At 70.0% G+C, this 21,710-nt stretch carries 24 protein-coding genes, 1 tRNA gene and 4 pseudogenes; 15 read left to right on the top strand and 14 right to left on the bottom strand.

Annotated elements, in window-relative coordinates; genetic code table 11:
• The first annotated feature begins 7 nt into the window (after positions 1 to 7).
• Complete coding sequence (locus ACZ3UD_RS32735; RefSeq protein ID WP_465595963.1) at positions 8 to 355, top strand: zinc ribbon domain-containing protein; 348 nt, start codon at positions 8 to 10, stop codon at positions 353 to 355.
• 149 nt (positions 356 to 504) lie between these two features.
• Positions 505 to 578, top strand: a tRNA-Met gene (locus ACZ3UD_RS32730).
• A gap of 69 nt (positions 579 to 647) precedes the next feature.
• Here the strand turns inward: ACZ3UD_RS32730 and ACZ3UD_RS32725 are convergent.
• On the bottom strand, positions 648 to 845 hold the full coding sequence (locus ACZ3UD_RS32725) for a hypothetical protein (protein ID WP_465595951.1): 198 nt from the start codon (positions 843 to 845) through the stop codon (positions 648 to 650).
• A 1-nt stretch (position 846) separates the two neighbouring features.
• Between ACZ3UD_RS32725 and ACZ3UD_RS32720 the strand changes: the two genes are divergently transcribed.
• The 6 genes from ACZ3UD_RS32720 (at position 847) to ACZ3UD_RS32695 (ending at position 5,147) form a co-directional block, all read left to right on the top strand.
• Positions 847 to 1,017, top strand: coding sequence for a hypothetical protein (locus ACZ3UD_RS32720; protein ID WP_465595948.1), 171 nt, complete (start codon positions 847 to 849; stop codon positions 1,015 to 1,017).
• Between the two features lie 673 nt (positions 1,018 to 1,690).
• Positions 1,691 to 3,370: an IPT/TIG domain-containing protein gene (locus ACZ3UD_RS32715; RefSeq protein ID WP_465595945.1), complete on the top strand. Its 1,680-nt coding sequence runs from the start codon at positions 1,691 to 1,693 to the stop codon at positions 3,368 to 3,370.
• A 354-nt stretch (positions 3,371 to 3,724) separates the two neighbouring features.
• The gene (locus ACZ3UD_RS32710) at positions 3,725 to 3,934 is read left to right on the top strand and encodes a hypothetical protein (protein ID WP_465595943.1); all 210 of its coding nucleotides are present in this window, start codon (positions 3,725 to 3,727) and stop codon (positions 3,932 to 3,934) included.
• The gene (locus ACZ3UD_RS32705) at positions 3,927 to 4,190 is read left to right on the top strand and encodes a hypothetical protein (protein WP_465595940.1); all 264 of its coding nucleotides are present in this window, start codon (positions 3,927 to 3,929) and stop codon (positions 4,188 to 4,190) included. The genes ACZ3UD_RS32710 and ACZ3UD_RS32705 overlap by 8 nt, the downstream gene beginning before the upstream one ends.
• A complete protein-coding gene (locus tag ACZ3UD_RS32700; protein WP_465595938.1) occupies positions 4,187 to 4,402 on the top strand; it encodes a hypothetical protein in 216 nt (71 codons plus the stop codon). Before ACZ3UD_RS32705 ends, ACZ3UD_RS32700 begins: the two co-directional genes overlap by 4 nt.
• Positions 4,403 to 4,529: 127 nt before the next feature.
• Complete coding sequence (locus ACZ3UD_RS32695) at positions 4,530 to 5,147, top strand: type IV toxin-antitoxin system AbiEi family antitoxin domain-containing protein (protein ID WP_465595935.1); 618 nt, start codon at positions 4,530 to 4,532, stop codon at positions 5,145 to 5,147.
• A gap of 276 nt (positions 5,148 to 5,423) precedes the next feature.
• Here the strand turns inward: ACZ3UD_RS32695 and ACZ3UD_RS32690 are convergent, their stop codons facing one another.
• On the bottom strand, positions 5,424 to 6,551 hold the full coding sequence (locus tag ACZ3UD_RS32690) for a hypothetical protein (RefSeq protein ID WP_465595933.1): 1,128 nt from the start codon (positions 6,549 to 6,551) through the stop codon (positions 5,424 to 5,426).
• 57 nt (positions 6,552 to 6,608) lie between these two features.
• A complete protein-coding gene (locus ACZ3UD_RS32685) occupies positions 6,609 to 8,240 on the bottom strand; it encodes a hypothetical protein (protein ID WP_465595930.1) in 1,632 nt (543 codons plus the stop codon).
• Positions 8,241 to 8,539: 299 nt separating this feature from the next.
• On the opposite strand from ACZ3UD_RS32685, the gene ACZ3UD_RS32680 reads away from it, so the two are divergent.
• From ACZ3UD_RS32680 to ACZ3UD_RS32670, 3 genes are all read left to right on the top strand, one after another.
• Entirely contained in the window at positions 8,540 to 8,758 is a 219-nt protein-coding gene (locus ACZ3UD_RS32680; protein ID WP_465595927.1) for a hypothetical protein, read from the top strand.
• Positions 8,759 to 8,829: 71 nt separating this feature from the next.
• Complete coding sequence (locus ACZ3UD_RS32675; RefSeq protein WP_465595924.1) at positions 8,830 to 9,063, top strand: hypothetical protein; 234 nt, start codon at positions 8,830 to 8,832, stop codon at positions 9,061 to 9,063.
• 293 nt (positions 9,064 to 9,356) lie between these two features.
• Positions 9,357 to 9,674 carry a hypothetical protein gene (locus ACZ3UD_RS32670; RefSeq protein ID WP_465595921.1) on the top strand — a complete coding sequence of 106 codons (318 nt, stop codon included), beginning with the start codon at positions 9,357 to 9,359 and terminating at the stop codon, positions 9,672 to 9,674.
• Positions 9,675 to 10,072: 398 nt separating this feature from the next.
• On the opposite strand, the gene ACZ3UD_RS32665 is transcribed toward ACZ3UD_RS32670, so the two are convergent.
• The 4 genes from ACZ3UD_RS32665 to ACZ3UD_RS32650 form a co-directional block, all read right to left on the bottom strand.
• The gene (locus tag ACZ3UD_RS32665) at positions 10,073 to 10,501 is read right to left on the bottom strand and encodes a hypothetical protein (protein ID WP_465595919.1); all 429 of its coding nucleotides are present in this window, start codon (positions 10,499 to 10,501) and stop codon (positions 10,073 to 10,075) included.
• A gap of 204 nt (positions 10,502 to 10,705) precedes the next feature.
• A complete protein-coding gene (locus ACZ3UD_RS32660) occupies positions 10,706 to 11,947 on the bottom strand; it encodes an ISAs1 family transposase (protein WP_465595916.1) in 1,242 nt (413 codons plus the stop codon).
• A gap of 94 nt (positions 11,948 to 12,041) precedes the next feature.
• Positions 12,042 to 12,437, bottom strand: coding sequence for a cupin (locus ACZ3UD_RS32655; protein WP_465595913.1), 396 nt, complete (start codon positions 12,435 to 12,437; stop codon positions 12,042 to 12,044).
• A complete protein-coding gene (locus tag ACZ3UD_RS32650; RefSeq protein ID WP_465595910.1) occupies positions 12,434 to 13,882 on the bottom strand; it encodes an MFS transporter in 1,449 nt (482 codons plus the stop codon). Before ACZ3UD_RS32650 ends, ACZ3UD_RS32655 begins: the two co-directional genes overlap by 4 nt.
• Positions 13,883 to 13,940: 58 nt before the next feature.
• On the opposite strand from ACZ3UD_RS32650, the gene ACZ3UD_RS32645 reads away from it, so the two are divergent.
• On the top strand, positions 13,941 to 14,609 hold the full coding sequence (locus ACZ3UD_RS32645; protein WP_465595907.1) for a TetR/AcrR family transcriptional regulator: 669 nt from the start codon (positions 13,941 to 13,943) through the stop codon (positions 14,607 to 14,609).
• A 64-nt stretch (positions 14,610 to 14,673) separates the two neighbouring features.
• Here ACZ3UD_RS32645 and ACZ3UD_RS32640 read toward each other — a convergent pair whose 3' ends face one another.
• Positions 14,674 to 16,080: an amidase gene (locus ACZ3UD_RS32640; RefSeq protein WP_465595904.1), complete on the bottom strand. Its 1,407-nt coding sequence runs from the start codon at positions 16,078 to 16,080 to the stop codon at positions 14,674 to 14,676.
• A gap of 115 nt (positions 16,081 to 16,195) precedes the next feature.
• Here ACZ3UD_RS32640 and ACZ3UD_RS32635 point away from each other — a divergent pair, with 115 nt between their 5' ends.
• Positions 16,196 to 16,786 carry a TetR/AcrR family transcriptional regulator gene (locus tag ACZ3UD_RS32635; protein WP_465595901.1) on the top strand — a complete coding sequence of 197 codons (591 nt, stop codon included), beginning with the start codon at positions 16,196 to 16,198 and terminating at the stop codon, positions 16,784 to 16,786.
• 193 nt (positions 16,787 to 16,979) lie between these two features.
• Here ACZ3UD_RS32635 and ACZ3UD_RS32630 read toward each other — a convergent pair.
• The 3 genes and pseudogenes from ACZ3UD_RS32630 to ACZ3UD_RS32620 form a co-directional block, all read right to left on the bottom strand.
• Positions 16,980 to 17,057, bottom strand: a pseudogene (locus ACZ3UD_RS32630) (HTH domain-containing protein); the annotation flags it as partial.
• A 371-nt stretch (positions 17,058 to 17,428) separates the two neighbouring features.
• Entirely contained in the window at positions 17,429 to 17,782 is a 354-nt protein-coding gene (locus ACZ3UD_RS32625) for an SEL1-like repeat protein (RefSeq protein ID WP_465595898.1), read from the bottom strand.
• Between the two features lie 12 nt (positions 17,783 to 17,794).
• Positions 17,795 to 17,848: pseudogene (locus ACZ3UD_RS32620) on the bottom strand (hypothetical protein); the annotation flags it as partial.
• A gap of 124 nt (positions 17,849 to 17,972) precedes the next feature.
• Between ACZ3UD_RS32620 and ACZ3UD_RS32615 the strand changes: the two are divergent.
• Positions 17,973 to 18,080 (top strand): annotated as a pseudogene (locus ACZ3UD_RS32615) (hypothetical protein); the annotation flags it as partial.
• Between the two features lie 439 nt (positions 18,081 to 18,519).
• On the opposite strand, the gene ACZ3UD_RS32610 reads toward ACZ3UD_RS32615, so the two are convergent.
• Positions 18,520 to 19,104, bottom strand: coding sequence for a helix-turn-helix domain-containing protein (locus tag ACZ3UD_RS32610; protein ID WP_465595895.1), 585 nt, complete (start codon positions 19,102 to 19,104; stop codon positions 18,520 to 18,522).
• Between the two features lie 107 nt (positions 19,105 to 19,211).
• Here ACZ3UD_RS32610 and ACZ3UD_RS32605 point away from each other — a divergent pair, with 107 nt between their 5' ends.
• The gene (locus ACZ3UD_RS32605) at positions 19,212 to 20,600 is read left to right on the top strand and encodes an MFS transporter (protein ID WP_465595892.1); all 1,389 of its coding nucleotides are present in this window, start codon (positions 19,212 to 19,214) and stop codon (positions 20,598 to 20,600) included.
• 170 nt (positions 20,601 to 20,770) lie between these two features.
• Here ACZ3UD_RS32605 and ACZ3UD_RS32600 read toward each other — a convergent pair.
• Positions 20,771 to 20,959: pseudogene (locus ACZ3UD_RS32600) on the bottom strand (transposase); the annotation flags it as partial.
• 207 nt (positions 20,960 to 21,166) lie between these two features.
• Positions 21,167 to 21,529 (bottom strand): hypothetical protein, encoded by a 363-nt coding sequence (locus tag ACZ3UD_RS32595; protein WP_465595889.1) that lies wholly within the window; start codon positions 21,527 to 21,529, stop codon positions 21,167 to 21,169.
• Positions 21,530 to 21,710 lie beyond the last annotated feature (181 nt).

Raw genomic sequence — 21,710 nt, 5'->3', positions numbered from 1 at the left:
GCGTCTCCTGGAGGAGAAGGCTGCCCGGTACGGGCGCACCATCGGCATCGTGCATCGTGCGTTCCCGTCCTCGCAGCTCTGCTCCGAGTGCGGGCACCGCGATGGCCCCAAGCCCCTCGCGGTCCGCGAGTGGGCCTGTGGCGCGTGTGGTGTGCTCCATGACCGTGACCTCAACGCTGCTCGAAACATCCTGGCCGCCGGGCAGGCGGACAGGCTAAACGCCCCTGGAGGGCCGGTGAGACCTGGTGCGGCGATCCCGCGCCAGGCGCGGCCCGTTGAACGGGGAACCCACCTCGGCGACCTGCCACGCACGGGTGTCCGTGCCGCAGGCGCGGGAGGAATCCCCGTCCTTTAGGGCGGGGAGGATGTCAAACCAAGCGACTCACGACACGTCAGCAAGGCTCGAAGATCAGCCGCGGGTGGGCGGGCCGGGGTGCGGGGCCTGGCTCGCCGGGAAAACCGATTTCGTGTTGGCGCGGTTGTCGCCTAGGGTGATCTCACCGACGCGGGGTGGAGCAGCTCGGTAGCTCGCTGGGCTCATAACCCAGAGGTCGCAGGTTCAAATCCTGTCCCCGCTACTACGAAGGCCGGGTCGGCGCACAGTGTGCGTCGGCCCGGCCTTGTTCGTAGGGCCAGTTGGCGGTCGGTCAGGCTCCCGAGAGCAGTCGCTCGCCGTTGTCGGTGCTCTCCCCGACGGTGCGGTGGGCGTGCACTCCGCGCAGGCAGCGCCAGGTACCCGGCGAGACGGCCACAGCTGCTGCTACGACCAGCAGGCGCAGGTGGCTGGCCGGCCACGGGGCGGCGAGGAGTTCGGCGAGCGGGAACGTGGCGAGGACGAGCAGCACGGTGGCGGCGAGGGAGGCGGCGAACGCCCGCCCGCTCGGGGATGAGCCGGGTACGAGCGGCTCACGCGCCGCGCTCCTTCACGCCTACGCGGCCCTGGACCACCACCCCGACACCGGTGCCGATCGCGCGCTGCTGGACAAGGCCTGCTCCCGCCTCGGCCCCAGACCCTGACCCCGTTGCGGTGCCGACCGCCGCCACGCGACACGCGAAAGAGGACACCGGCGAGCACCCCCACCCCGACGCCGTCATCCCGGCGCCTGCGCCAGCCAAGGCAGAACCCGCCCTGGACGCCGTGTCGTTGAAGGCCCTGCGCGCTCCCGCCGTACACGGGGTTCAGTACGTGCAAACGGGGCCATGAGGTGATCTCGGTCCCTGTGCCTTCTGTTTGGCTGATGGTGCGGCCGGTCCGGCCGCCGGGCGCCGACTCGCAGTACCCGGCCAGGAGGTGTATGCGGCCTTCTGCGGTGAGTCGTTCGGTGATGAGCGGGTGCAGCGACTGTCGGACCGGGTTTGTGCGGAAGCTGACGTTGTGCGCTGGGCTGTTCGGGTGATCCGCACGACTGGCTCTTGTTGCCCGTTTGACATTGTGCATCACTTTGAGTGATGGAACCGGTGGGCCGCCCATCCTTCGCCGGAAGAAGACGTGCTGGAGGCGGTCGATGCGCTGCGTGATTGTTGGCCGCGGGCTATCCGGGGAACATCAGCCACCTGCAGCCGTGAGCCGCACCACCGCAGGCGAAGACCCAGCGGCATCAACCGAGGTCCCAGCCCCCCCGGGGCTGCGTCTGTGCCCAGAGAGGGGGAGGGGCCGCGCCCCCCGATACATGCTCAGAAAGGCTGCGCCATGAGCGTCTCTACCCGACTCGATCCGCTGCTGTCTGCCGACGGGCCCCGGCAACTCTTCACCGTGCTGCCCCCAGGTGACGCAACCATCCCCGTCGGCAACTCCCCGCTCGGTGTGACGCTGACGCCCGACGGGGCACGTGCCTACGTCGCGAACCGGGCGTCGAACAGCGTCAGCGTGATCGACACCGCGACGAACACCGTCACCGCGACCATCGCCGCTGCCGGTGGCCCGAGCCTCCTGGCTTTTTCGCCGGACGGCACGCGCGCCTACCTGACCCTGTCCGATGCCGGCGCGCTCGGTGTGATCGACACGGCGACCAACACCGTCAGCGCGACCATCGCGGTCGGCGCCGGAGCCGTCGGGGTGGCGGTCACTCCGAATGGCGCCCGTGCCTACGTGACCAGCCAGAACGCCAACACCCTCAGCGTGGTCGACACGGCCACGAACACCGTCATCGCCACCGTGAACACGGGCCCCGCCCCGATCGGCGTCGCCATTTCTCCCGACGGCACCCGCGCCTACGTCTGCACCGTCGGCGACAGCACCGTCAGCGTGGTCGACACCGCCACCAACACCGTCACCGGCAGCTTCACCGCCGGTGACGTGCCGGTGATCATCGCTTTCAGCCCGGACGGCACCCGCGCCTACGTCTGCAACGCGGGCGGCGACAGCGTCAGCGTGGTCGACACCGCCACCAACACCGTCATCGCCACCATCGGTGTGGGCACCCTTCCTCGTTTCGTGGCCGTGAGTCCGGACGGGACCGCCGCCTACACAGCCGACTTCACCGACAACGCCGTCAGCGTGATCGACACGGCCACCAACACCGTCACCGGCAGCATCCCTGTGGGCAACGGCCCGGTCTGCGTCGCGGTCACCCCCGCCGGAAACCGTCTCTACGTGACGGACAACGCCGACAACGCCGTCACCGTGATCGCCCTGACACTCGTGCCCAGCCAGGGCACCACCGCCGGTGGGACTATCGTGACCATCCGGGGTCACGACCTGGCCGGCGCGACCGCCGTGCGCTTCGGCAACAGCCCCGCCACCATCCTGGCCGACACCGCGACCTCGGTCACCGTCCGCGCCCCGGCCGGACAGGGCGCGGTCCCCGTGACCGTCACCACCCCCGGCGGCACCGGTACCTTCGGCACCTTCTACTACCTCCCCGCCCCGCTGCTGACCGGGATCACCACCACCACGGGCCCCGTCACCGGCGGAGGCACCACGGTCATCACCGGTGCCAACCTGGCCGCAACCACCTCGGTGCGCTTCGGCTCCCGAGTGGCCCCCATCCAGTCCGTCACCGACACCGCCGTCACCGTCGACATCCCCGGCGCTCCGTCCTCCGGCCCGGTGCCCGTCACCGTCGTCACCCCTGTCGGCAATGCCAACGGCCTGACCTTCACCTACCTTGACGCGCCCTCCCTGACTGCCGTCAACCCCGCCTCCGGACCCACCGGCGGAGGCACCGACGTCACCATCACCGGCGCCAACCTCGCCACCACCCAGGAAGTCACCTTCGACAACACCCCCGCGGCCTTCGCCGTCATCTCCGACCAGACGATCACCGCCACCGCCCCGCCCCACGCCGCCGGAGGAATCACCATCACGGTCAGCACCCCCGGCGGCAGCACCGGGAGCACCTACACCTACCTCGACGGCCCCGCCACCTGACCCCCGCCGCCGGCCCGACCACCGACACCGGCGCCGCGGCCCGCCTCCTCAGTCAACGTCTGGTCGCAGAACCCCTCCTGTCCGTCATGGTCGCTCCGTAAGCCTGACCGACCTGTGCTCAGCCGCCAGCTCGTCAACACCAGCCAGATCGTCTGGCGCAAGCACCGCTTCGTCCATCCAGTACTCCTTCGCCACCGCAGGTCTCGGGGCGCTGTTCGTCTTCGCAGCCTGGATGCTCTCCTGAGCCGTTGGCCGCGGAACGCGATCGGCCAACGCCCAACCGCCGACACCTCCACCGCAAGCGGCCCCGACCCCCTAGTCTGAGAAGCCGCAGACCAGTACCAGGAGGACGCGATGCGGATGGTGTTCGACCCCGACGAGGCCGAAGAGCTGCGCGCCACCGCCCGCGACGCGGCGCTGGAGGACCCGACCCTGGCCTACGTCCTGCTCGACCTGGCCGAACGCGGCGTCGACCTGAACGGCTGCCGCACCTGGGACGACATCAAGGCCGAACGCGGCCTCGCCGAGGACACCCCGGTCACCGGAGAGCAGCGCGTTGCCTGACCGCCCGCCGCGCCGTGCTCTCATCACCTTCCACGAAGTCGCCGAGCGGCAACTCGCTGAGATGGACGACACCGCCCTCGCCCGCCTCGACCCGCACCTGACCACCATCGCGATGAACCCGAAGTCCGCTGGCGTCCAGATGCGCCCCGACAGCCCAGTGCGTGAGTACGCCAAGGACGGCGTGCGCATCGCCTACGTCTCCACGGTCCTCGGCACGATCGTTCTCGTCGCCTACGTCGAGGTCGACCCGCAGTGACCGCCGCCGCCGTCCGGGCCGGCGAGGTCTACATCTCCTGCGCCAACGCACGTTTCGTCCGCGTCGCCGCCTACACCCCCGGCGCCACCGAAGCCGTCGAGGACACCGAACACGGCCACCGTCTCCCCTCCGCGCTCGCACGGCTCTTCCACGCCAACCGGGTCGGTCGAGGGCCGCTGCTCGGCCCTCGACCGACCTGGCGGGCAGCGTAGCGCGTTCACGAACAGCAGCCAGGTGGGCTGTTGGCCTCGTGTTGGCAGCCCATGCACCGGGTAGGTCGAGGGCAGGAATCACGCCGCACGCACCGTGCGGTCAGCACAGCAACAAGGCGAGGCCCCCATGACAGTCACCACCTTCACCACCCACGACGGTGTCGGATCCACGATCGCCCTCCTGGAGCGCGAACTCCCCGTGCTTCAGGAACAACAGGCGCGCCTGGAAACCGAGTTGGCGGCTGTCACCAGCCGACTGGAGGCAGTGCGCGCCGCGTTGGACAGTCTGCGGTCGCTCGCGGCGGCGCCACTCCTCCAGGAGGCGCCGGCCATGGCTACGGCCGGTGGCGCCCTGGAGGCCGCCACTCCCGTGGAGGAGACGTCGCAAACCCGCACGACCGCGAAAGGCCGGGCCCGTAAGAGCGCCTCCGCACCCGCACGCAAGAGGGGAGCCAAGCAGGCCGCTGCAGCCCCGACCGAAAAACCGGCCAAGGCACGCAAGACCAGCCCGGCGAAGTCCACCCTCGCCGCCGCGGCCCCGCGCACGGGCGGCCTGACGAACGCCATCGTCGACTACCTGGCCACGGCCGCCAGCCCGGTGCGCGCCGGTGACATCGCCCAGGCACTGGGTCGCGACGACAGCGCCTCCGCCATCAACGTCGTCCGCACGTCACTCGAACGCCTCACCAAGGCCGGGCGCGCCGAGCGTGTCAGCCGCGGCCTCTACCAGGCCGCCACCGGCTGACCACCACAGAACTCCGGGGCAGCCGCACAGGCAAACACCGACCACCACTGCGCCGCCCGGCCGCTCACCGGCGCCTTCGACCCCGGACACCACGACACGCCTGCCGCCCGGGCCGCGGGTTGATGCCGATCGTCGTTGTCGTCCTCCGGGCGCGGCCCCGGCTGCTGATCGGCCGTCGTGGCCCCGATGGCCGCGAGACCAGACCAGGCCATGGGACAGGGGTTGGTGGTGTCCGCAGACGCCACCAACCCCTGTCCCATCCCAAGCACGCCGTGATCAGCGGCGGGTTGCGGAGGTGGGCGTCGTGGCGAGATATCCAGCTGGCGCAGCGGCGGCCGCAAGATGTGCGGGGGCGGCGGCCTGCGGGAACTCGACGCACGCGGTCTGCGGCGGTGTGGTGCTCTGGCCGAGGCGACAGGCGACGGCGGTGAGCTTGATGGTGATGAAGTCGGCGATCTGGGCGCCGAACTGAATGGGTTTGCCGCCGACGGTGATGTCGCCGACGGTGAAGCCCCGGCTCTGCGGGACTTCGTAGACGGCGCGCACCGGGTGGCGGGCATCGCCGCGCACGTATGTCCAGTAGCTCTTGGGATCCGAGCCGTCGGGGGTGGCCCAGCCGTCGGTGGCGAGGTCGTTGAAGTACAGGCCGACCGGGTCGGTCAGCGAGATGTCGGCCTTCTGGCGGGCGAGTTCGTTCACGGCGCCGCCGATGTGCGGGTCGCTGTTGCGCTCCGGCTGGCCGTACTTGCTGCACTGGATCAGTTGCTGTTCGGTGACGAGCTCCTCACCGTTGATCACCCTGACGATGGTGGCCGCGGCCGCGAGTTCGATCTCCGCGCCGAGTGTGTTGTTGCGCTGGATGAGGTGCATCGCGCCATGTGAGGTCGAGTCGTTCCACCGGTTGCGGGGCTGGTAGCTGCCGTCCAGCCCGAACAGGTCGCTGCGTTGGACGTCGGGGCTGACGAATGTCTGGTACAGCTTCAGGACAGTGTCCGGACTGGTTTGCGCCAGGAGCGACCAGTACTCGGGACCCTCGCAGGTGAAAGTGACTTTGGTGATCTTTCCGTTGGTGTCGCGGGTGACGCTCCACTCGCAGTACTCGTCCTGGACGTCGCGGCTGGCGTCCGCGCGCTGCCACCGCTGGAGGTCCGAGATCGAGTTGACTTTGATGATGCGGGGAAAGGCCGTCCAGGTGACGGTGGCCTCGGTGGCGTCTGCGGCGGTGTCGTTTTTGGTGAGGTTGTAGAACTGGCCGCGCGGGCGGTCGTGAAGGACCTGGCTGGGGTCCGGGCCCTTCACGGCCTGGTCCACCTGGTCGCTGATGAAGGCGTCCCAGGCTTTCATCCCAGTGGCGTCGAGGTCGGTGAGATTCGCGGGAGGGTTGTAGGAGGTCAGCTTGCTCATGGGCGATCCTTTGCGCTGGTCCGGTCTGCCGGATGTGCTGTGATGCGTGGGCCGGAATCAGGTAGCGGGAACGACGGTGGCGTCCTGAAGCATCTTCAGACGGGGTGCGTCGAGGGGGATGTTGGTGGCCGGGAGTGTGAGCTCGAACTCGTTGAGTCGCATCGCCTTGAAGTCCCGGCGGCGGGACTCAGCCAGCCGCACGTAGTCCCGGAAGCCCGCCGGCGTGCCGATGCGGGTGGCCACCCGGCCCAGATAGGCGTCGATGCGCTCGCCGAAGATCTTCGGCCAGTCGGTATCGGCCAGGGCCCAGTCGGCGGCGAACCGTGCCTCGGCACTGGTGGCCGGGAGCTTGGCGGCGGCCGCCGTGATCGCCTGGGCGACCTGCGTGGCAAGCCCGTCGGCCGCGGTGGCGCCCGTCGGCACGTAGGACATCAGTCGGGTCCGATCGGCGCTGAATACCGGGTTGGTGAAGTCGACCATGAGGGCGCAGGCGGCGAACTTCGCTGTGATGAGCTTGCTCTGCACCATCTGACGAATGACGTCGTTGTCCTCGAAGGCGGCCTCCGGCACCATGAACGCGAAGAACGTGTCACCGGGCTGGGAGAAGCCGCTGGCCTGCTCCTGGAGACGGAAGCCGAACTCGGTCAGGCTCGCCACGTACTCGGCTGCGGGAACCTGCGGCACAGACGCTGTGACCGGCAGTTCCAGGTCGTTGAGCAGGGCGTCGCGGTTCAGCCAGAAGCCCATGGGCAGCGGGAAGTCGTTGGTCGCCGCGGTGATGCTTGCGCTCTGGACCGCGCTGCTCGCCAGGTTGACCGACGTGGTCGTGAACAGCTGCCGCATGAGATGGTCCGGCTGTTCCACCGTGCCGGTCTTGGTGACTGCCGCGAGGCGCGCCGCCGTCCAGCGGCTGACCAGCGCGCGGACCGTAATCTCCAGGTTCTCCGCGCCTACGATCTGAGCGAACAGTGCGTCGGTGCGAAGCGGGTCATCGGCAGCGAGCTGGATCGTCGCGGCTTGGGATTGCCAGTTGCTCCACGGCATGTTCAGTTCCTTCATCACGACGCTGCCGTTGATGTGGCTGTCGAAGCAGCCTCTGCCGCGTGAGTCCTGGGCTAGTGCCGACCACGAGTTCCCGGACCATACCCAGCTCGGGCTGATCCGCGAGTAGTAGTTGAATACCCCGGCGGCCGGGTCCCAGGCAGCGACCTGCAGGAACGTGCTGGTGGGGTCGTCGCCCGCGCCGGTGCTGATCAGCAGATCCACGTCCCTGTTCTGCAGTGCGGTGCGGGTGATGGCGAACCGGAAGTCGCGGTACGGAGCGGGCGAGGCTTTCGGCGGGATTTGCCCGGCCTCGCCGATGAGGTACACCGCGTTCGGCAGGCCGCCGGGCGGCTGCGGCAGGTCAGCGAGCAGGTCATGGACGGTCATGGGGAAGAGGCCCCGGCGGAAGAACAGCGCCGCCATCGGATCGCTCAGAGTGGCCAGCTCTTCAGGAGTCATAGGACGAGCCTGATGGTCGATGCCACTGACCCTGCGGTAGAGATGCCCGGCCTCCAGCGTCGTGGGGCCGACGCCGCATCCGTCGTCGAGCTCGGCGTCCCGCGCCTGCAGATGGTCGGTCTGCATGGCAGATTCGGCGGGCGCCCCAATCCAGGCCGTGGCGCGACGACGTTCGTGGAACTCCATCACCAAAGCCGGCCTCCCGTACACAAAATAAGACGCCTGCGAATCTATTTGCGTTTCCGTTGCTCGCTCGTTCTCTCGTCGGCGCGCCCCACACACAACCCACTCGGCGCAGCGTGCGCGGGCGCTCCGGCCGGCGAAGTAGCGGTCCAGGTCTCGCGAGGTCAGGCGCCACGGGACCATGTCGTAGAAGCCGCAGACCTCTATCACCGGCCTGACCAGTTGGTGCGGTGTCTTGGGCACCAGCCCGGCCACGGCCCTGGCGCAGCAGTACTCCGCGAGCGTGTCCTGTCCGGGAGTTCGTGGCCGCCGACCCGCCCGACCTGAGCCCTCACGAGGCCGCGGCCCGTGACTTCGTCGACCTGGTCGTGCCGGTGCGGCCTTCCCGGCCGCTGACCGCCGACGAGATCCGTGCCGCCCACTGGAGCGCGGACGTCGACCTGCCACCGTTGCCCGTAGCCCATGTCGCCGGCCGGTGGCGGTTTCGATGTGTTCGCCAATGCGTGTGGCCAGCGATCTGATGGGTGCGATCGATCGGTTACTGGTCAGGGGAGAGCTGGTGTGGAACCAGTCGTAGGGGGTGGAGCGGGACATGTCTGATCGGGCGACCGAGTTCGACATCATCGGCCAGGACGGGGCAGCGGGCTACCAGCCGCTCACCGGGATCCTGGAGGCCCTTGCCCACAGCCCGGACGCGGCCACCACGTTCTTCCACGACCAGCCCACCGCGTACAACACCGACGGCACGGTCAACCCGAACGGCAAGCCCACGCCCGCCGACTACCTCCACGTACTACACGGCAGCCCTCAGCCTCAGGGCTCCTGACAAAAACGCCGTCCCGGCTCCGGGGCGGCAGATGATGGCAGAACTGTCGGTGGCACTCGCCCGCCAGGCCGCCGGCAAGGCCCTGGGGTGCACCAACACCGCCCAGCTGCCCGACGGGCCGTTCGAATTCACGTGACCCAGACCGGGCGGCGTGCCGAACCTGCGGTTGAGACCGGTAGGCCCGCACGTTGAGGTGCCGCGTGACCAGGACCGCTCCACCACCCACCCGCAGACCGCCACCGTCAATCCTGCGGCCCGCCGCCACGGAAGCCTCCACCACCGCGGAGGATCAGGTGACCACCCAGCCCGACCACCAGGACACTGCCGCCCCCGGGCCGGCCACCCTGCACGAGCTGCGCACCGCCCTGTCCCGCTCTGGCCTGCCCGGCGACCGCAACCTGTTCGAGCAGGTCCTGGCCGCCGCCCTCGACACCTCCCCGATCGGGGACCCCACCGCCGTCTCCGAGGTGATCGCCACCTACCGCCACCGCCTGGTCCTCCGCACCAGCCCCGAGGCCATGGCCTCCCTCGCCGCGCCGATCGGCGGCCAGCAGTGGACCCCGGCCACCGACGCGTTCGCCCGGCTCCGCGCCGCCGGCGGCGACCGGTGACCGACCAGCCCGAACAGCCACCGGCCCCGCTGCACGTCTTCCTCTCCGACGCCGTCGAGCAGGCCCTCGCCGCGCTGCGCCCCGGCGAGCTGGACGCGGTCGATAAGCTCGTCTGGCAGTGTTCCCGCGGCTCGGCACCCTGGTGCCCGGCGGCACCGACCCCGAGGTCGACGACTACACCGCCCGCGCCGACCCGGCCGCCGACTCGGCGACCGCATCAGCGTCGTGTACAGGTACCACCCCGGCATGTCCTTCCCTAATAAGACCTACCGAGGCTCCATCCGGCAGACTCGGTGCTCGGCCCGGAGAGCCTCGCGCAGTTCCCAGCCTCCGTTCTCGAACGCCCGGCCCCGCCGCCATCCAAAGGCGGCGGGGCGGCGGTGTTCTGGTAGGCACGGTCACGCGGGAGCGGCGCCGGCGCCGGCCCGGTCTTCGAGGGGGATGATGCGGCTCTCGGCTGTGCCGATGAGCGGGGTCTCGGAGTACACGTCGAGTTGCCCGGTCATGGGCCCGATCCCGATCCGGTGCACGGTGGTGATGCCGACCGTGCTCACCGTCGCGCTGTGCCCATTCAGGTTGACCGACGGCACCAGCACGGAGAACGATGTCGATCCGCGGTCGATCGTTGTCTCGATCGTCACGCTCACCACACGGCCGAGCGGGCTTTCGACCACGCTCACGTCCTTACCCCGGAACGTGTGCGACCTCGTCGAGTCGGCGTACTCGAAGGAGCTCAGGCCGCCTGCTCCGACCGGCATCCAGACGACATGGAGCGGGGCGTGGTGCCCATGGGAGGAGTGGAACTGGTAGTAGTCCGGCTCGGTCACGGCTTCTCCGTCTCAGTTGGCGATCCCCCGCCTGGCGCCCCAGCCTCCGTCGGGTCCGCCGCTGACCGCTTGCGGGCACGCACGTTTGGACCGAATGTGCGACACGGGCTCGTCCGAAGGCAGGCAGGCGGATTGGCACCAAAGTGGCGGCGGGCGGTGGCGTAACCTCAGGGCGGCGTCGTTCTGGAGATGTGTCCGGTTTGATCACGTGATGCCCAGGGTGGCGAGCGGGCGGCTGGCGTCCCGGGCGTGGTGGCGGAGGCCTGCGGCGATGTTGTCGTGGCCGGTCAGTCGCAGCGCACCGATGGCGAGGTTGCGCAGGGTGGCCATGGCACGGGGCGCGGTGCCGGTGCGGACGCGGGAGGCGTCCTCGGCGTACGCAGTGTCACGCACATGATGGATCTTGTTCTCGATGCCCCAATGATCACGCACGCGCTGCGCGATCTCCACCGGACCGGCCTGCGCGGGCGTGAGGCTGGTGACGCCGTAGACGCGTTCGAGGGTGACCTTGCCGGTGGTGATGATCCGGCGGCGGCGCACGATCTGGACGGCCTGAACCGCATGCGGGAAGTCGAGGCCCGCGGTGACGGTGCAGGTCTTGATGCGTCGGATCTCGTCGCGGCCGTGTGCGGTGGCCCGTGTCCTGCCCTGCAGCGGCACGTCCCGCCAGGGCAGCTCCTTCAAGTAGTGGTGCAGGGTGGGGTGGTTGGCCTTGATCAGCGCGATGTAGTGGGCGCCTTTGTCCTCGGCCAGGAAGTGGGCGTGGCCGGTTTGCGAGTGCAGAGCGTCGAAGGTGACGATGGTCTTGCGCAGGTCGAGTGGAGCGAGCAGGGGCTGGAAGATGGTGATCTCGTTGGTCTTGCCGTCGACTTCGCGTTGGGCGATGACCTGGCTGGTGCCGGTCATCGCCGCGAGCAGGTGAACCTGTGTGCCGTCGGGCCGGTAGGCGCCCCGCACGGTCTTGCCGTCCACCGCGAGCGAGGGGCGGGGCTGATCGGCGTCGCGGACGGGGTGGTCGTCTCGGCCACGATCGGCCAGCCAGGCGCCGACGGCCGTGTCCAGGGCATTGCCGTCGATGCGCTGCAGGACGCGGCGGACGGTGGCCTCGGCTGGGGCGGTCGGTCCGCGGTCGGGCTCGCGGCATGGGGCGCCGAGCCGGGATAGGACCTCGGCGGGGGCATCGGCCGCCCACTCGGCGATCGCGGCCAGCGAGCGGGCCCCGGCCAGGACCGCGCAGGCGGCCAGGGCCAGGACGAAGGCGATGGGATGCCGTCGGCCCCTGGCCCGGCGCGGATCGGGGACCGAGGCCAGACGGACCAGCAGCCCGGCGGTCTCGTCCGCAGTGGTGGGTGCGGCATCGGCGAGTTGGCCCAGGCCGGCGGGGATGGGCGATGACGAACAGGCAGGGGCCCGGTGGCCTGCAACTTCAAGATGGAAACAGCTCATTGGGTTCCGGGCTCCCAGCACGACTCCAGGGGCAAAGTAGCTGACTGGCGAGGCTTGTGGTGGCCCGGCAGCGGGTCTGCCGGGCCACGTTCGGTCAGTGGGTGTCGGTGCGCTTTTCGAGGCGGGTGCCGTGGCGAAGGGTGATCGACATCAGGTCGCTGGGGGCGTCCAGTTCCAGGCGGTGCCAGCGGCCACGGGCGACGATCACCGCGGTGCCCGCCGAAAGTCGCACCATCTCCTCGGCGCCGTCGGCCTCTGTGGGGCGAAAGTAGACGCGTACCCCGCCGGTCAGGCAGCACACCGCTTCCTCGGCCTGCGGGTGCATCTCCCAGTGGTCGGCGTGAACGTCGGCGTCGGTCTCCACGTGGAACGTGGCGATCTGCCAGGCGCCGGAGTCGCTGCTCGTCATCTGCCGTTCGACGGCTCGGACGTCGCCGTCGGGGTGGAAGTGCAGTGCCGAGGCAAACAGGTCGATAGGGATCGTCGTCATGACGGTATTCCTTCCAGTCGGTTGGCTGCGGGGGCGGCGGGTCGCGGGTCGGGTGTTTCGGCCCGGCGGCGGGGTAGCACGCCGATGGCCACGACCGCCGCGAGGACGAAGAGTGCGGCGGCGATGGCCAGGCCCAGGGCGTAGCCGTCGTTGAGAGCGGCAGGGTCGGTGGCCGTGCCGATGTGGTGTGCGGCGATGGTGGCCAGGGCGGCCAGGCCGATGCAGCCGCCGAGTTGGCGGGAGCTGTTGAAGAGGCCGGAGGCCATGCCGGCCTCACGCGGAGCGACGCCGGTGGTCGCGGCGGCGGCGACCGGGGCCAGCACCAGTCCGGTACCGATGCTGGTGACGAGGGACGGGCCGAGTACGTCGGCGAGGAAACTGCCGTCGGGGCTGATGAGCGCGAACCAGGCCAGGCCCGCGGCGGCCAGCAGGGCGCCGGGCACCAGCGACGCGCGAGGTGTGCGGGTGGAGGTGATGCGGGTCGCGGCGACGGTGCCCGCGACCAGGCCTGCGGAGAAGGGCAGGAACGCGGCGCCGGTTGCTGCGGCACCCATACCCAGGACCTGCTGCATGTACAGGGATACGAAGTCGAACGCTGTGAACTGTCCGGCTGCGGCCAGGAACACCAGCACGTTCGCGCCGGCGACCCAGCGGTTGCGTAGCAGGTCGAGGCGGAGCAGTGGTGCGGAGGCCCGTGATTCGGCGAAGGTGAAGGCGGCCAGCAGCGCGGCCGCGGCGGTGAGGGTCGCCAGCGTGGCCGGGGAGCCCCAGCCGAGGGTGTCGGTGCGGACGACGCCGAACACCAGCAGTCCGACTCCGCCGGTCGCCAGGACGGCACCCAGCACGTCCAGCCTCTCGCGCCGGGCGGGCTGTGCTCCGGCGGGCACGCCTGCGGGAACCAGCGCGAGAGCCGCCGCCACGATGGGCAGGTTGATCAGCATGACCCAGCGCCAGCCCGCGTATTCGGTCAGCAGTCCGCCCGCCAGCACGCCCAGGGCGCCGCCTGCGGCGTTCACCGCGCTCCACACCCCGAGCGCGCGGACGCGCCGGGGGCCCTCGGTGAAGGTGGTGGTGAGCATCGCCAGCGCGGCCGGCGCGGCGGCTGCGGCGCCCAGGCCTTGCCCGGCGCGGGCGGCGATCAGTTGCCAGGGTGCCTGGGCCAGTCCGCCCGCCAGCGAGCACAGCCCGAAAACGGCCAAGCCCAGTACGAACAGTCGACGCTGGCCGTACAGGTCGCAAGCGCGGCCACCCAGCAGCAGTAACCCGCCGAACGTGAGCGCGTAGAGGTGCACGACCCACGACAGGTCGAGCGGCGTGAATCCCAGCGCGGTGCGGATCGCGGGCAGTGCGATGTTGACCACCGACATGTCCAGGGCGAGGACGAACTGGGCGACGGCTGCTGCCGCCAGCACTGCGCCGGGGCGCCCCCGTGAGTTTTTATACATGTAAGGAAAGTAGCGCGAAGGGATCGCCGCTGTCGACACCTGGGGGATGATGGGAGGCATGCCGCAACCGTCCGCACCGCGCAAAACCCTCGGCCGACCTCCCCGCATCTCCCTTGAGGAGGTCGTCGAGACGGCCAGCCGGATCGTGGCCGAGGAAGGCGTGAACCGGCTGACCATGCGGCGACTGGCCACAGAGATCGGCAGTACGCCGATGGCGCTCTACCACCACGTCCGCGACAAGGAAGAACTGCTCGTCCTACTACTGGACGACTACGCCACGCGGACCCTGCGCCGACCCGAACTGCCTGCCCATCCTCACGAGCGGATCGTTGTCGCCGCCGCCGCGATCCACGAGGCGCTCGCCGCCTGCTCCTGGATCGCGGAGGTGCTGACCGCCGACGACTTGATGTCCACGTCCGCACTGTGGTTCGTCGAGCAGATCGTCGATGGCCTGGTCGAGTGCGGGCTGACCCCCGAGCAGGCCGTGCGCGGTTACCGCGCGATCTGGTACTACACCGCCGGCGAGATCATGGTCCGGGCGACAGCGGCCCGGCGGCGTGCGGACAACGACCGCGCGACGTACCGGGAGCGGGTCTTCGCCGATCTCGACCCCGACGAGCTTCCCCGCCTGGCACAGGTCGCGGACCACTGGGCGTCGCTGACCGCAGAGGACACCTATCTGGACGGGCTCCGAGCCCTGGTGGGCGGCCTCCTCACCACCCGCTGACGGCTCGCCGCGGTAGGCAGTAGGCGGTAGGCGGCTGGGCCCCACCGGGTGGGGCCCAGCCGCTTCAGGGCCGCGGGTCGATCGGGGTGAGGGTGCCGAGGCGGTCCTCGACGTTCTGGGCGGCGGCCAGGCAGAGGTCCTCGCGGAACGGCCGCCCGACGAGTTGCACGCCGGTGGGCAGGCCGTCGGCGTCCAGTCCGGTGGGGACGGCGACGGCCGGGACGCCGACGAAGCTGGTGACCGAGCAGAGCCGCGTGGCCGCGCCGAACCGGTCCCGGCCCGCCTGGTCCCGGGACTCCAGACCCGGTTCGACCGGCGGCTCGGTGAAGACCGGGCCCAGCAGCAGCGGGTACTCGTCGAGGAACTCCGTCCAGGAGCGGCGGATGTTCATCCAGGTGCCCATCAGAGCGATCAGCCCGGGGGCGTCGACGGGCGGGGCGCTGCGCATGGCCAGCTCGATGAAGCGGTCGCCGCCCTCGCCCAGCAACTGCCGTACGGCGGGCCAACTGGGGGCGAACTCGGTGTGGGTGAGCCGGAGGTAGGCGTCCAGCGCCTCGTCCAGCCGGGGGACATCGGGGACCTCGCGCACCTCGTACCCGGCGTCGCGCAGGGCCTCGGCGGCGGCCTCGACGGCGCGGCGGACGGTGGGGTGGACACCGTGGCTGCCCGGGTCGGCGACGACAGCGACCTTGGGCTTGCCGTCGAGCGGGTTACCGTACAGCGGTGCGGGTACGGCGCGCGGGTCCCGGGGGTCGGCGCCGGCCAGGGTCTCGTAGGCGAGCCGCAGGTCGGCCACCGTACGCGCCAACGGGCCGTCGGTGACGAGCAGTTGGGAGGCCGGGCCGGGGTCGTCCGGGCCCAGCATGCGCTGGTCGGCGGCGAACCGGCCGGTGGTCGGCTTGAGCGCGGCGACGCCGCAGAAGGCGGCCGGGATCCGGAGCGAGCCGCCGGAGTCGTTGCCGAGCCCGAGCGCGGCCATGCCGGTGGCCACCGCCACGCCGTCCCCGCCGCTGCTGCCGCCGGGGGTGCGGGTGGCGTCCCACGGGTTGCGGGTGTCGCCGTACAGCTCGCTGCGGGTGTGCATCCCGGCCAGGATCAGGGTGGGCAGGTTGCTGTGCCCGATCGGGATCGCCCCGGCGGCGCGCAGCCGGGCGACCGGGATGGCGTCGGCGGGGGCCATGAGCTCGCGGAAGCGCGGGGTGCCGAAGGTGGTCGGGACGCCCTCGATGCGGGTGCACTCCTTGACCGTGAACGGCACCCCGGCGAGCGGGCCGAGCCGCTCGCCGGTGGCGCGGAGCCGGTCGGTCTCCCGGGCGGCGGCGCGGGCGCGGTCGGCGAGGACCTGGGTGACGGCGTTGGCGTGCGGGTTGACCTCGGCGATGCGGGCGAGGTGGGCGTCCATCACCTCGAGCGCGGACACCTCGCCGCTGCGGACGGCGGCGGCGATGGCGGTGGCGGGGAGTTTCCACATGGGGGCTCTCCTGACGTGTTCCGATGCGGTTGCATCGGAACCTTAGCCGGGGAACCGATACGATCGCATCGGAATAACGGGATGGCGGGACAACGAGTTGGGAGGCGGGTGGCGGATGCCCAAGCAGGTGGACCACGAGGAGCGGCGTCGGCGGATCGCCGAGGCGGTGTGCGCGCTGATCGACGCACAGGGGCTGGAGGGCGTCACCCTGCGGGACGTCGCCGTCCGCGCCGAGGTCTCGGTGGGCGCCGTCCAACGCTGCTTCCGCACCAAGGAGGAGATGCTGCAGTTCGCCCTCGGCCACATCGGCGAACGCGTCACCGAACGGGCACACGGCCGGGTGCTGGGCAGCCCCGCACAGTCCGCCGCGAGCACGGTGGGCCACGTGGTCGGCGAGGTCGCGCTGCTGGGCGACGAACGCCGGGCGGAGGCGCGGATCTGGCTGGCCTTCCTCGCCGCAGCCGCCGTCAACCCGGCACTGGCGGCCAGCCTCCGGAACAGCTACACGGGCCTGGAAGGGCTGCTGGCCCGACTGGTCGAGGAGACGGGCGTCGACGCCGAAGGCGCCCGGCGCGAGGCCCGCACCCTGCTCGCCCTCGCCGACGGACTCACCGGACACGTGCTGGTCGGCCACCGCACGGCGGCGAAGGCCGAGGAACTCCTGCACGCGCACCTGGCCGGGCTCTGGGATCGGGCCGGGGAGTAGGCGGGCCCGACACACGCACTCGCGCGACGGGCTTCGGTTCAGGGTCCTCCTGGGCGGCTGCTCGTACGACTGCTGAGCGCTGAATCCCCGTTACCAGGGGGCGGTTCTTGCGACGGGGGTCCTGTTCGTGTCCGAGGCGGCGATCGAAGGGTCCGCAGGGTCCGAGCTGAGGCTTTATCGCCCTCGGAGTCCTTTATGAACGCTGTTCCGTGAGCTTGCTGATGTGTCGGTAGATCGCCGGTCGGGTGACTCCGAATTCCTCGGCGATCTGCTGGACGGTGTCTGCGGCTAGACGCCGTAGCCAAGTCGGGCCAGGGCGGCGTCCCTCTGGAGATGTGTCCTCGGGACCACCAACTACGAAGCCACCTCACCATGCTGAATTGGAATCAACCCGCACGAATCGCCTGAACGACGCCGCCCTGGGCGTAACCCCCGGCACCAGGGGCGTGGCGCATATCGATTCGATATGCGGACTACTCGCGCATCCGGGCTGACGTACGGCAGCGACCGCGACCGCGCAGCTCCGCAAGGGCCGCGTCCGAGGTGGGGTGCATGCTCCCAGTCCCGCGACCAGCGTGCCGATGACGGCCGGCCCCTCGCGCCGCGGCGCTGCGAGGGGCCTGTAAGGGAGGTCATCGATGGTCAGGGCAGCTGCGCCTGAAGGCGCAGAGCGCGCTCGGCGGAGGACTGGTCGCCGTCGCTGGCGGCCTTCGAGTACCACCTCAGGGCCTGTTCCGGTTTGCCGGCCTCGCAAAGGAAGTCGCCCATCTCCCGTGCTGCCCGCTGGTCTTTGGCGTTCACCCGCTGTTGGAGCCATGCCTCGGCTGCCTCTGGGCCGCGTTGTCTCCACAGCAGCCACGTCGCTTCCCGGTGGGCGTGGGGTTCGCCCGCGATGGCGGCCCTGGTGAACGCGGCGACTGCCTTGTCCACGTCCTTCGGGTTCACGGGGCTTCCGCTCGCCTCGCACTTGTCTCTGAGGATCAGCCCGATCTGCATGAACGCCGTCGTGTCCCCCTTCCTGGCTGCCTTCCGGAACCAGCGGAGTGCGCGTTTGGGCTGCCGGTTCGTCCGCTACAGGGCCGCAGCGCGCCAGGTCGCCGCGAGGATTCCCTTCGTCGCCATCCGAAGGTAGATCTCCAGTGCCTCTTCGTAGTGCCGTTCTGTCGCGGATTCGTACGACAACGCGATGGCCGAGGCCCTGAACGGCACATTCAAAGCCGAACTGATCGAGCATCAGGGCCCGTGGCGGGACTTCGGCGAGGTCGAGCGGGCCGTCTTCCAATGGGCCGCGTGGTACAACGGTGAACGACTCCACTCCGCCCTCGGCTACATCCCGCCCGACGAGTACGAGCAGGCCTACTGGGCGAGCCAATCCCGCAGACCGCTTGATCACACGATCGCGGACTCCACGAAACTCGGGGCAGCTCAGAGAACGGGGGAGGATCGCGTCCCGCTGCCGGGTGGGCGTTTCTATGACATCTTCAAACCAGACGGATTTCAGAGCCCAGAAGCGGATGAGACGGACGGCCCAGCCAGCAGCCGTGACTGGAGCAATCTTCTCCTATCGGGCTTAGGGTTGCGAAAGCGGACAGGGATTGAAGCCGCATACAGGAGCAGGGCTACTAAAACGCCCAGTCAGGTCTTCGGGAGTCAGTGGACTTGCGATCTGTGCGATGTTCACGGGTTTGGACAGCACCTTCGTTTCCGCGTCGATCCGGATCAGGTGCTGTGGGTCAAGGCGATGCCGGTTGCTGAGGTCTTGCGCGGACGACGGCTTGGTCGCCACGCGGCCCGAACAGGTGGAGGATCTCCACAGCGCTTGTGCCCACCGGACCGAACCAATGCGGTTCTCCGGTATCGAACTCGGCCACTTCACCCGGGTGGAGCATGTGTTCGTGGTCGCCGAGGATGAGGCGCAGCTCGCCTGCGAGGACGTAGAGCCACTCGTAGCCCTCGTGGGTGACCAGTTTCGGCTCGCGGGGCGCCAGGATGTGCTTGAACACCTGCACTCGACCCGGGTATTGGGTCAGGGGCACGAGGATGCTGCCGTGGTCCTTGCGCAGGGGCGTGAGGTGCACCCGGGGGTCGCCGGTGGCCGGCGCGGCCACGAGCTGGTCGAGTGGGACGCGGTGCGCACGCGCGAGGGGGATGAGCAGGTCCAGGGTTGGGCGCCGTCGGCCTGATTCGAGGCGGGACAACGTGCTCACCGAGATCCCGGTCGTGGCGGCCAGCGCCTCCAGCGTGAGTTCTCTGTCGCGGCGCAGGGTGCGCAGCCGCGGACCGATGCCGTCGAGGATCTGCTCCAGCTCTGCGTCCACGTCGTCCAGTCTGCACTTGTTTGCGGTCTTCGCAAAAATGCTGGTCGGTGGCCGTCTGCCTGCCTGAGCCTGGCCGGGCTGGTACTCCCGGACGTGAGAGGCGGACCATGACCGCGACAACGACCCACCCCGTTCAGCCCGTTCTGAGTGCGCGCAGGCGCTGGACAGTGCTGGCGGTCTGCTGCCTGAGCATGTTCCTGGTGGGCCTGGACACCACCATCGTCAATGTGGGCCTGCCTGCCATCGGGCGCGGGCTGGGGGTCGGCGTCCGCAGTCTTGAGTGGACGGTGGATGCCTACACCGTCGTCCTGGCCGGTCTGCTCATCTCTTCCGGTGCGCTGGCGGACCGCTTCGGGCGCCGACGGGTGTTCCGGACTGGGCTGACGGTCTTCGGCGCAGCCTCGCTGGTCTGCGCGACGGCGCCTTCGGTGGGCTGGCTCGTGGCTGCTCGTGCCGTGCAGGGCGTCGGCGCCTCCATGCTCAGTCCGGTGGCGCTCGCGATCGTGGTGAACGCCATGCCGGACCCGCGGGAGCGGGCACAGGCGATCGGCATCTGGGCGTCGGTCTTCGGGCTCAGCATGGCCGTGGGCCCCGTCACCGGTGGCGCCCTCCTCGCCGGGCTGCCCTGGCGGTCGCTGTTCTGGATCAACGCTCCGGTCATCGTGATCGCCCTGGTACTCAGCGCGGTGTTCGTACCCGAGTCCCGAGGGCCCCGGGCACGGCGACTCGACGTCCCGGGGCAGGCCCTGCTGACCGCGGTCATCGCGGCTGGTGTCGGCGTCCTGATCGAGGGGCCGCGCATCGGCTGGACGTCACCGGCCGCGCTGGCCGCCTACGCGCTTGCGCCCCTTGCGACGGTCGCATTCGTGTGGGTCGAGTCCCGCCGACCCGAGCCGCTGATGGATCTGCGGCTCTTCCGCAGTCCGCTGTTCAGCAGTGCCGTCCTGGGCGCCGTGGCCGTCTTCGTCGCCCTGAACGTCACGCTGCTGCTCAACACCCTCTACCTGCAGCACACCCGGGAATTCACGCCATTGGCCGCCGGGATGGCGACCCTGCCCATGGCGGTCGGCGCGACGGTTTGCGCGCCCTGGTCCGGCCGTCTGGTCGGTCGTCTCGGACCGCGGCTGCCGCTGACCCTGGCCGGCGTCTTCATCCTGGCCGGCGGCCTCTGCCTGGTCGGGCTCGACCGGCACACGAGCGTTGCCCTGCTGCTGGGCGCCTACCTGCTCATCGGTATCGGCTTCGGCTTCGCCAACGCGCCGATCACCAACACCGCAGTCAGTGGGCTGCCCCCCGCCCGGGCAGGTGTGGCCGGCGCGATCACGTCCACCGCACGACAGGTCGGCTCCGCCCTCGGTATCGCCCTCGCCGGCGCCCTCGTCGCGCATGCCAGCCCGGCGGAGCTCGCGCACGCCTCACGTCCGGGCTGGATCCTGGTGGCTGGCTGTGGACTCCTCCTGCTCCTCATGGCCCAGGCACCGCGCTCCAATGAGTGAAGATCCGCTGTCGGAATTAGCCTCCGCCTTTCAGTTGGGTTCGGCTGAACTGGGTTGATCATGTTGGTGCGGTGTTGCTGGCCGTTTGTGATCGTGAGGCATGCCGAGGGCCCGGCGCGGTGGCCGGTGTCTCCAAGATCCTCGGGTCGTGGGCGGACGGGGCGGTGGAATCAGGTGACGGGCCGGGGCAGGGCCTGCAGTCGGGCGAACGCGGCGGCCAGGTCGTGGCGCCAGGGCCAGGTGGCGGCGATCCGTAGGTGCAGGCGGCGGGCTCCGCGGGTGATGCGGGCGGCGGCGTGCAGCAGCCGGTAGCGGATCTTCTTCGGTTCGGACGGCCAATTCGCCCGCCTTGCTACGACGCCTTGAAGCCGCCAACACCCGTATCCGGCGCCTCACCGAGGAGAACCAGCAACTTCGCGAGCAACTCGCCCGTGCTCTCGGCGAACAACGCGCCGCGACAACTCGCACCAGCCCACAACGGGCTGCAAGCAAGCCTGTCGACGGTCACGTTAACGCGGCTCTGGCGAAGATCTTGTGATGTGTCGGGGGCGACTTCGATCTTCGGCTCAGTCCTCGCCAACCGGGAGCAGAATCGCGAAGAGCTCACCGTTACTGCCAGCAACCACGCCATCGAACGTGCAGGCGGTCACGGGATCCCAGGAGTTGCCCTCCCGGTTGGTCCACCAGGCCGCGCCAGGCCCGAGACACTTCACGATGCGCGTCGCAGTGTGGTGCGCGATCTCACGGTTCATGAGCACATGGTTGGACCATACGAGGTCCTCGGCGGCGAGCGCGGTCATCACTTCGATGGCCGCATCGGAACTGAGCGGTTCCAGGCGAGCCTCGATCTCCGAAACGCTCGGAGGAGCGACCTCGCTGGGGACGTATCGCTCCCAGAGTGGGCGGATTTCGGCGACGAGCTCGTGCACCTGGCCGGCGAGGCTAGCTAGCCCATGGCCAGGGTCAGCCCCATCCGGCGACAACGGGCCTGCCCGACAACGACTGCAGCAGGTCGCCGAGTTCAGACAGACTCTCTGCACGGTCTCTACGGTTCACCCCCGCATCGTGGCATCCCGGGGGTGAGGCCGAACACGGCGGCCATCTGTCCCG

Source organism: Kitasatospora sp. NPDC023118 (assembly GCF_055560875.1).
Note: the sequence above shows the minus strand (reverse complement) of the source record. Positions and strands in the feature narration are given on the sequence as shown.

Bases quoted from the DNA above. Each gene is read 5' to 3' on its own strand.
- ACZ3UD_RS32715 (WP_465595945.1), top strand. From the start codon at position 1,691: ATGAGCGTCTCTACCCGACTCGATCCGCTGCTGTCTGCCGACGGGCCC.
- ACZ3UD_RS32710 (WP_465595943.1), top strand. From the start codon at position 3,725: ATGCGGATGGTGTTCGACCCCGACGAGGCCGAAGAGCTGCGCGCCACC.
- ACZ3UD_RS32695 (WP_465595935.1), top strand. From the start codon at position 4,530: ATGACAGTCACCACCTTCACCACCCACGACGGTGTCGGATCCACGATC.
- ACZ3UD_RS32690 (WP_465595933.1), bottom strand. From the start codon at position 6,551: ATGAGCAAGCTGACCTCCTACAACCCTCCCGCGAATCTCACCGACCTC.
- ACZ3UD_RS32685 (WP_465595930.1), bottom strand. From the start codon at position 8,240: ATGGAGTTCCACGAACGTCGTCGCGCCACGGCCTGGATTGGGGCGCCC.
- ACZ3UD_RS32675 (WP_465595924.1), top strand. From the start codon at position 8,830: ATGTCTGATCGGGCGACCGAGTTCGACATCATCGGCCAGGACGGGGCA.
- ACZ3UD_RS32660 (WP_465595916.1), bottom strand. From the start codon at position 11,947: ATGAGCTGTTTCCATCTTGAAGTTGCAGGCCACCGGGCCCCTGCCTGT.
- ACZ3UD_RS32655 (WP_465595913.1), bottom strand. From the start codon at position 12,437: ATGACGACGATCCCTATCGACCTGTTTGCCTCGGCACTGCACTTCCAC.
- ACZ3UD_RS32650 (WP_465595910.1), bottom strand. From the start codon at position 13,882: ATGTATAAAAACTCACGGGGGCGCCCCGGCGCAGTGCTGGCGGCAGCA.
- ACZ3UD_RS32645 (WP_465595907.1), top strand. From the start codon at position 13,941: ATGCCGCAACCGTCCGCACCGCGCAAAACCCTCGGCCGACCTCCCCGC.
- ACZ3UD_RS32640 (WP_465595904.1), bottom strand. From the start codon at position 16,080: ATGTGGAAACTCCCCGCCACCGCCATCGCCGCCGCCGTCCGCAGCGGC.
- ACZ3UD_RS32635 (WP_465595901.1), top strand. From the start codon at position 16,196: ATGCCCAAGCAGGTGGACCACGAGGAGCGGCGTCGGCGGATCGCCGAG.
- ACZ3UD_RS32625 (WP_465595898.1), bottom strand. From the start codon at position 17,782: ATGCAGATCGGGCTGATCCTCAGAGACAAGTGCGAGGCGAGCGGAAGC.
- ACZ3UD_RS32605 (WP_465595892.1), top strand. From the start codon at position 19,212: ATGACCGCGACAACGACCCACCCCGTTCAGCCCGTTCTGAGTGCGCGC.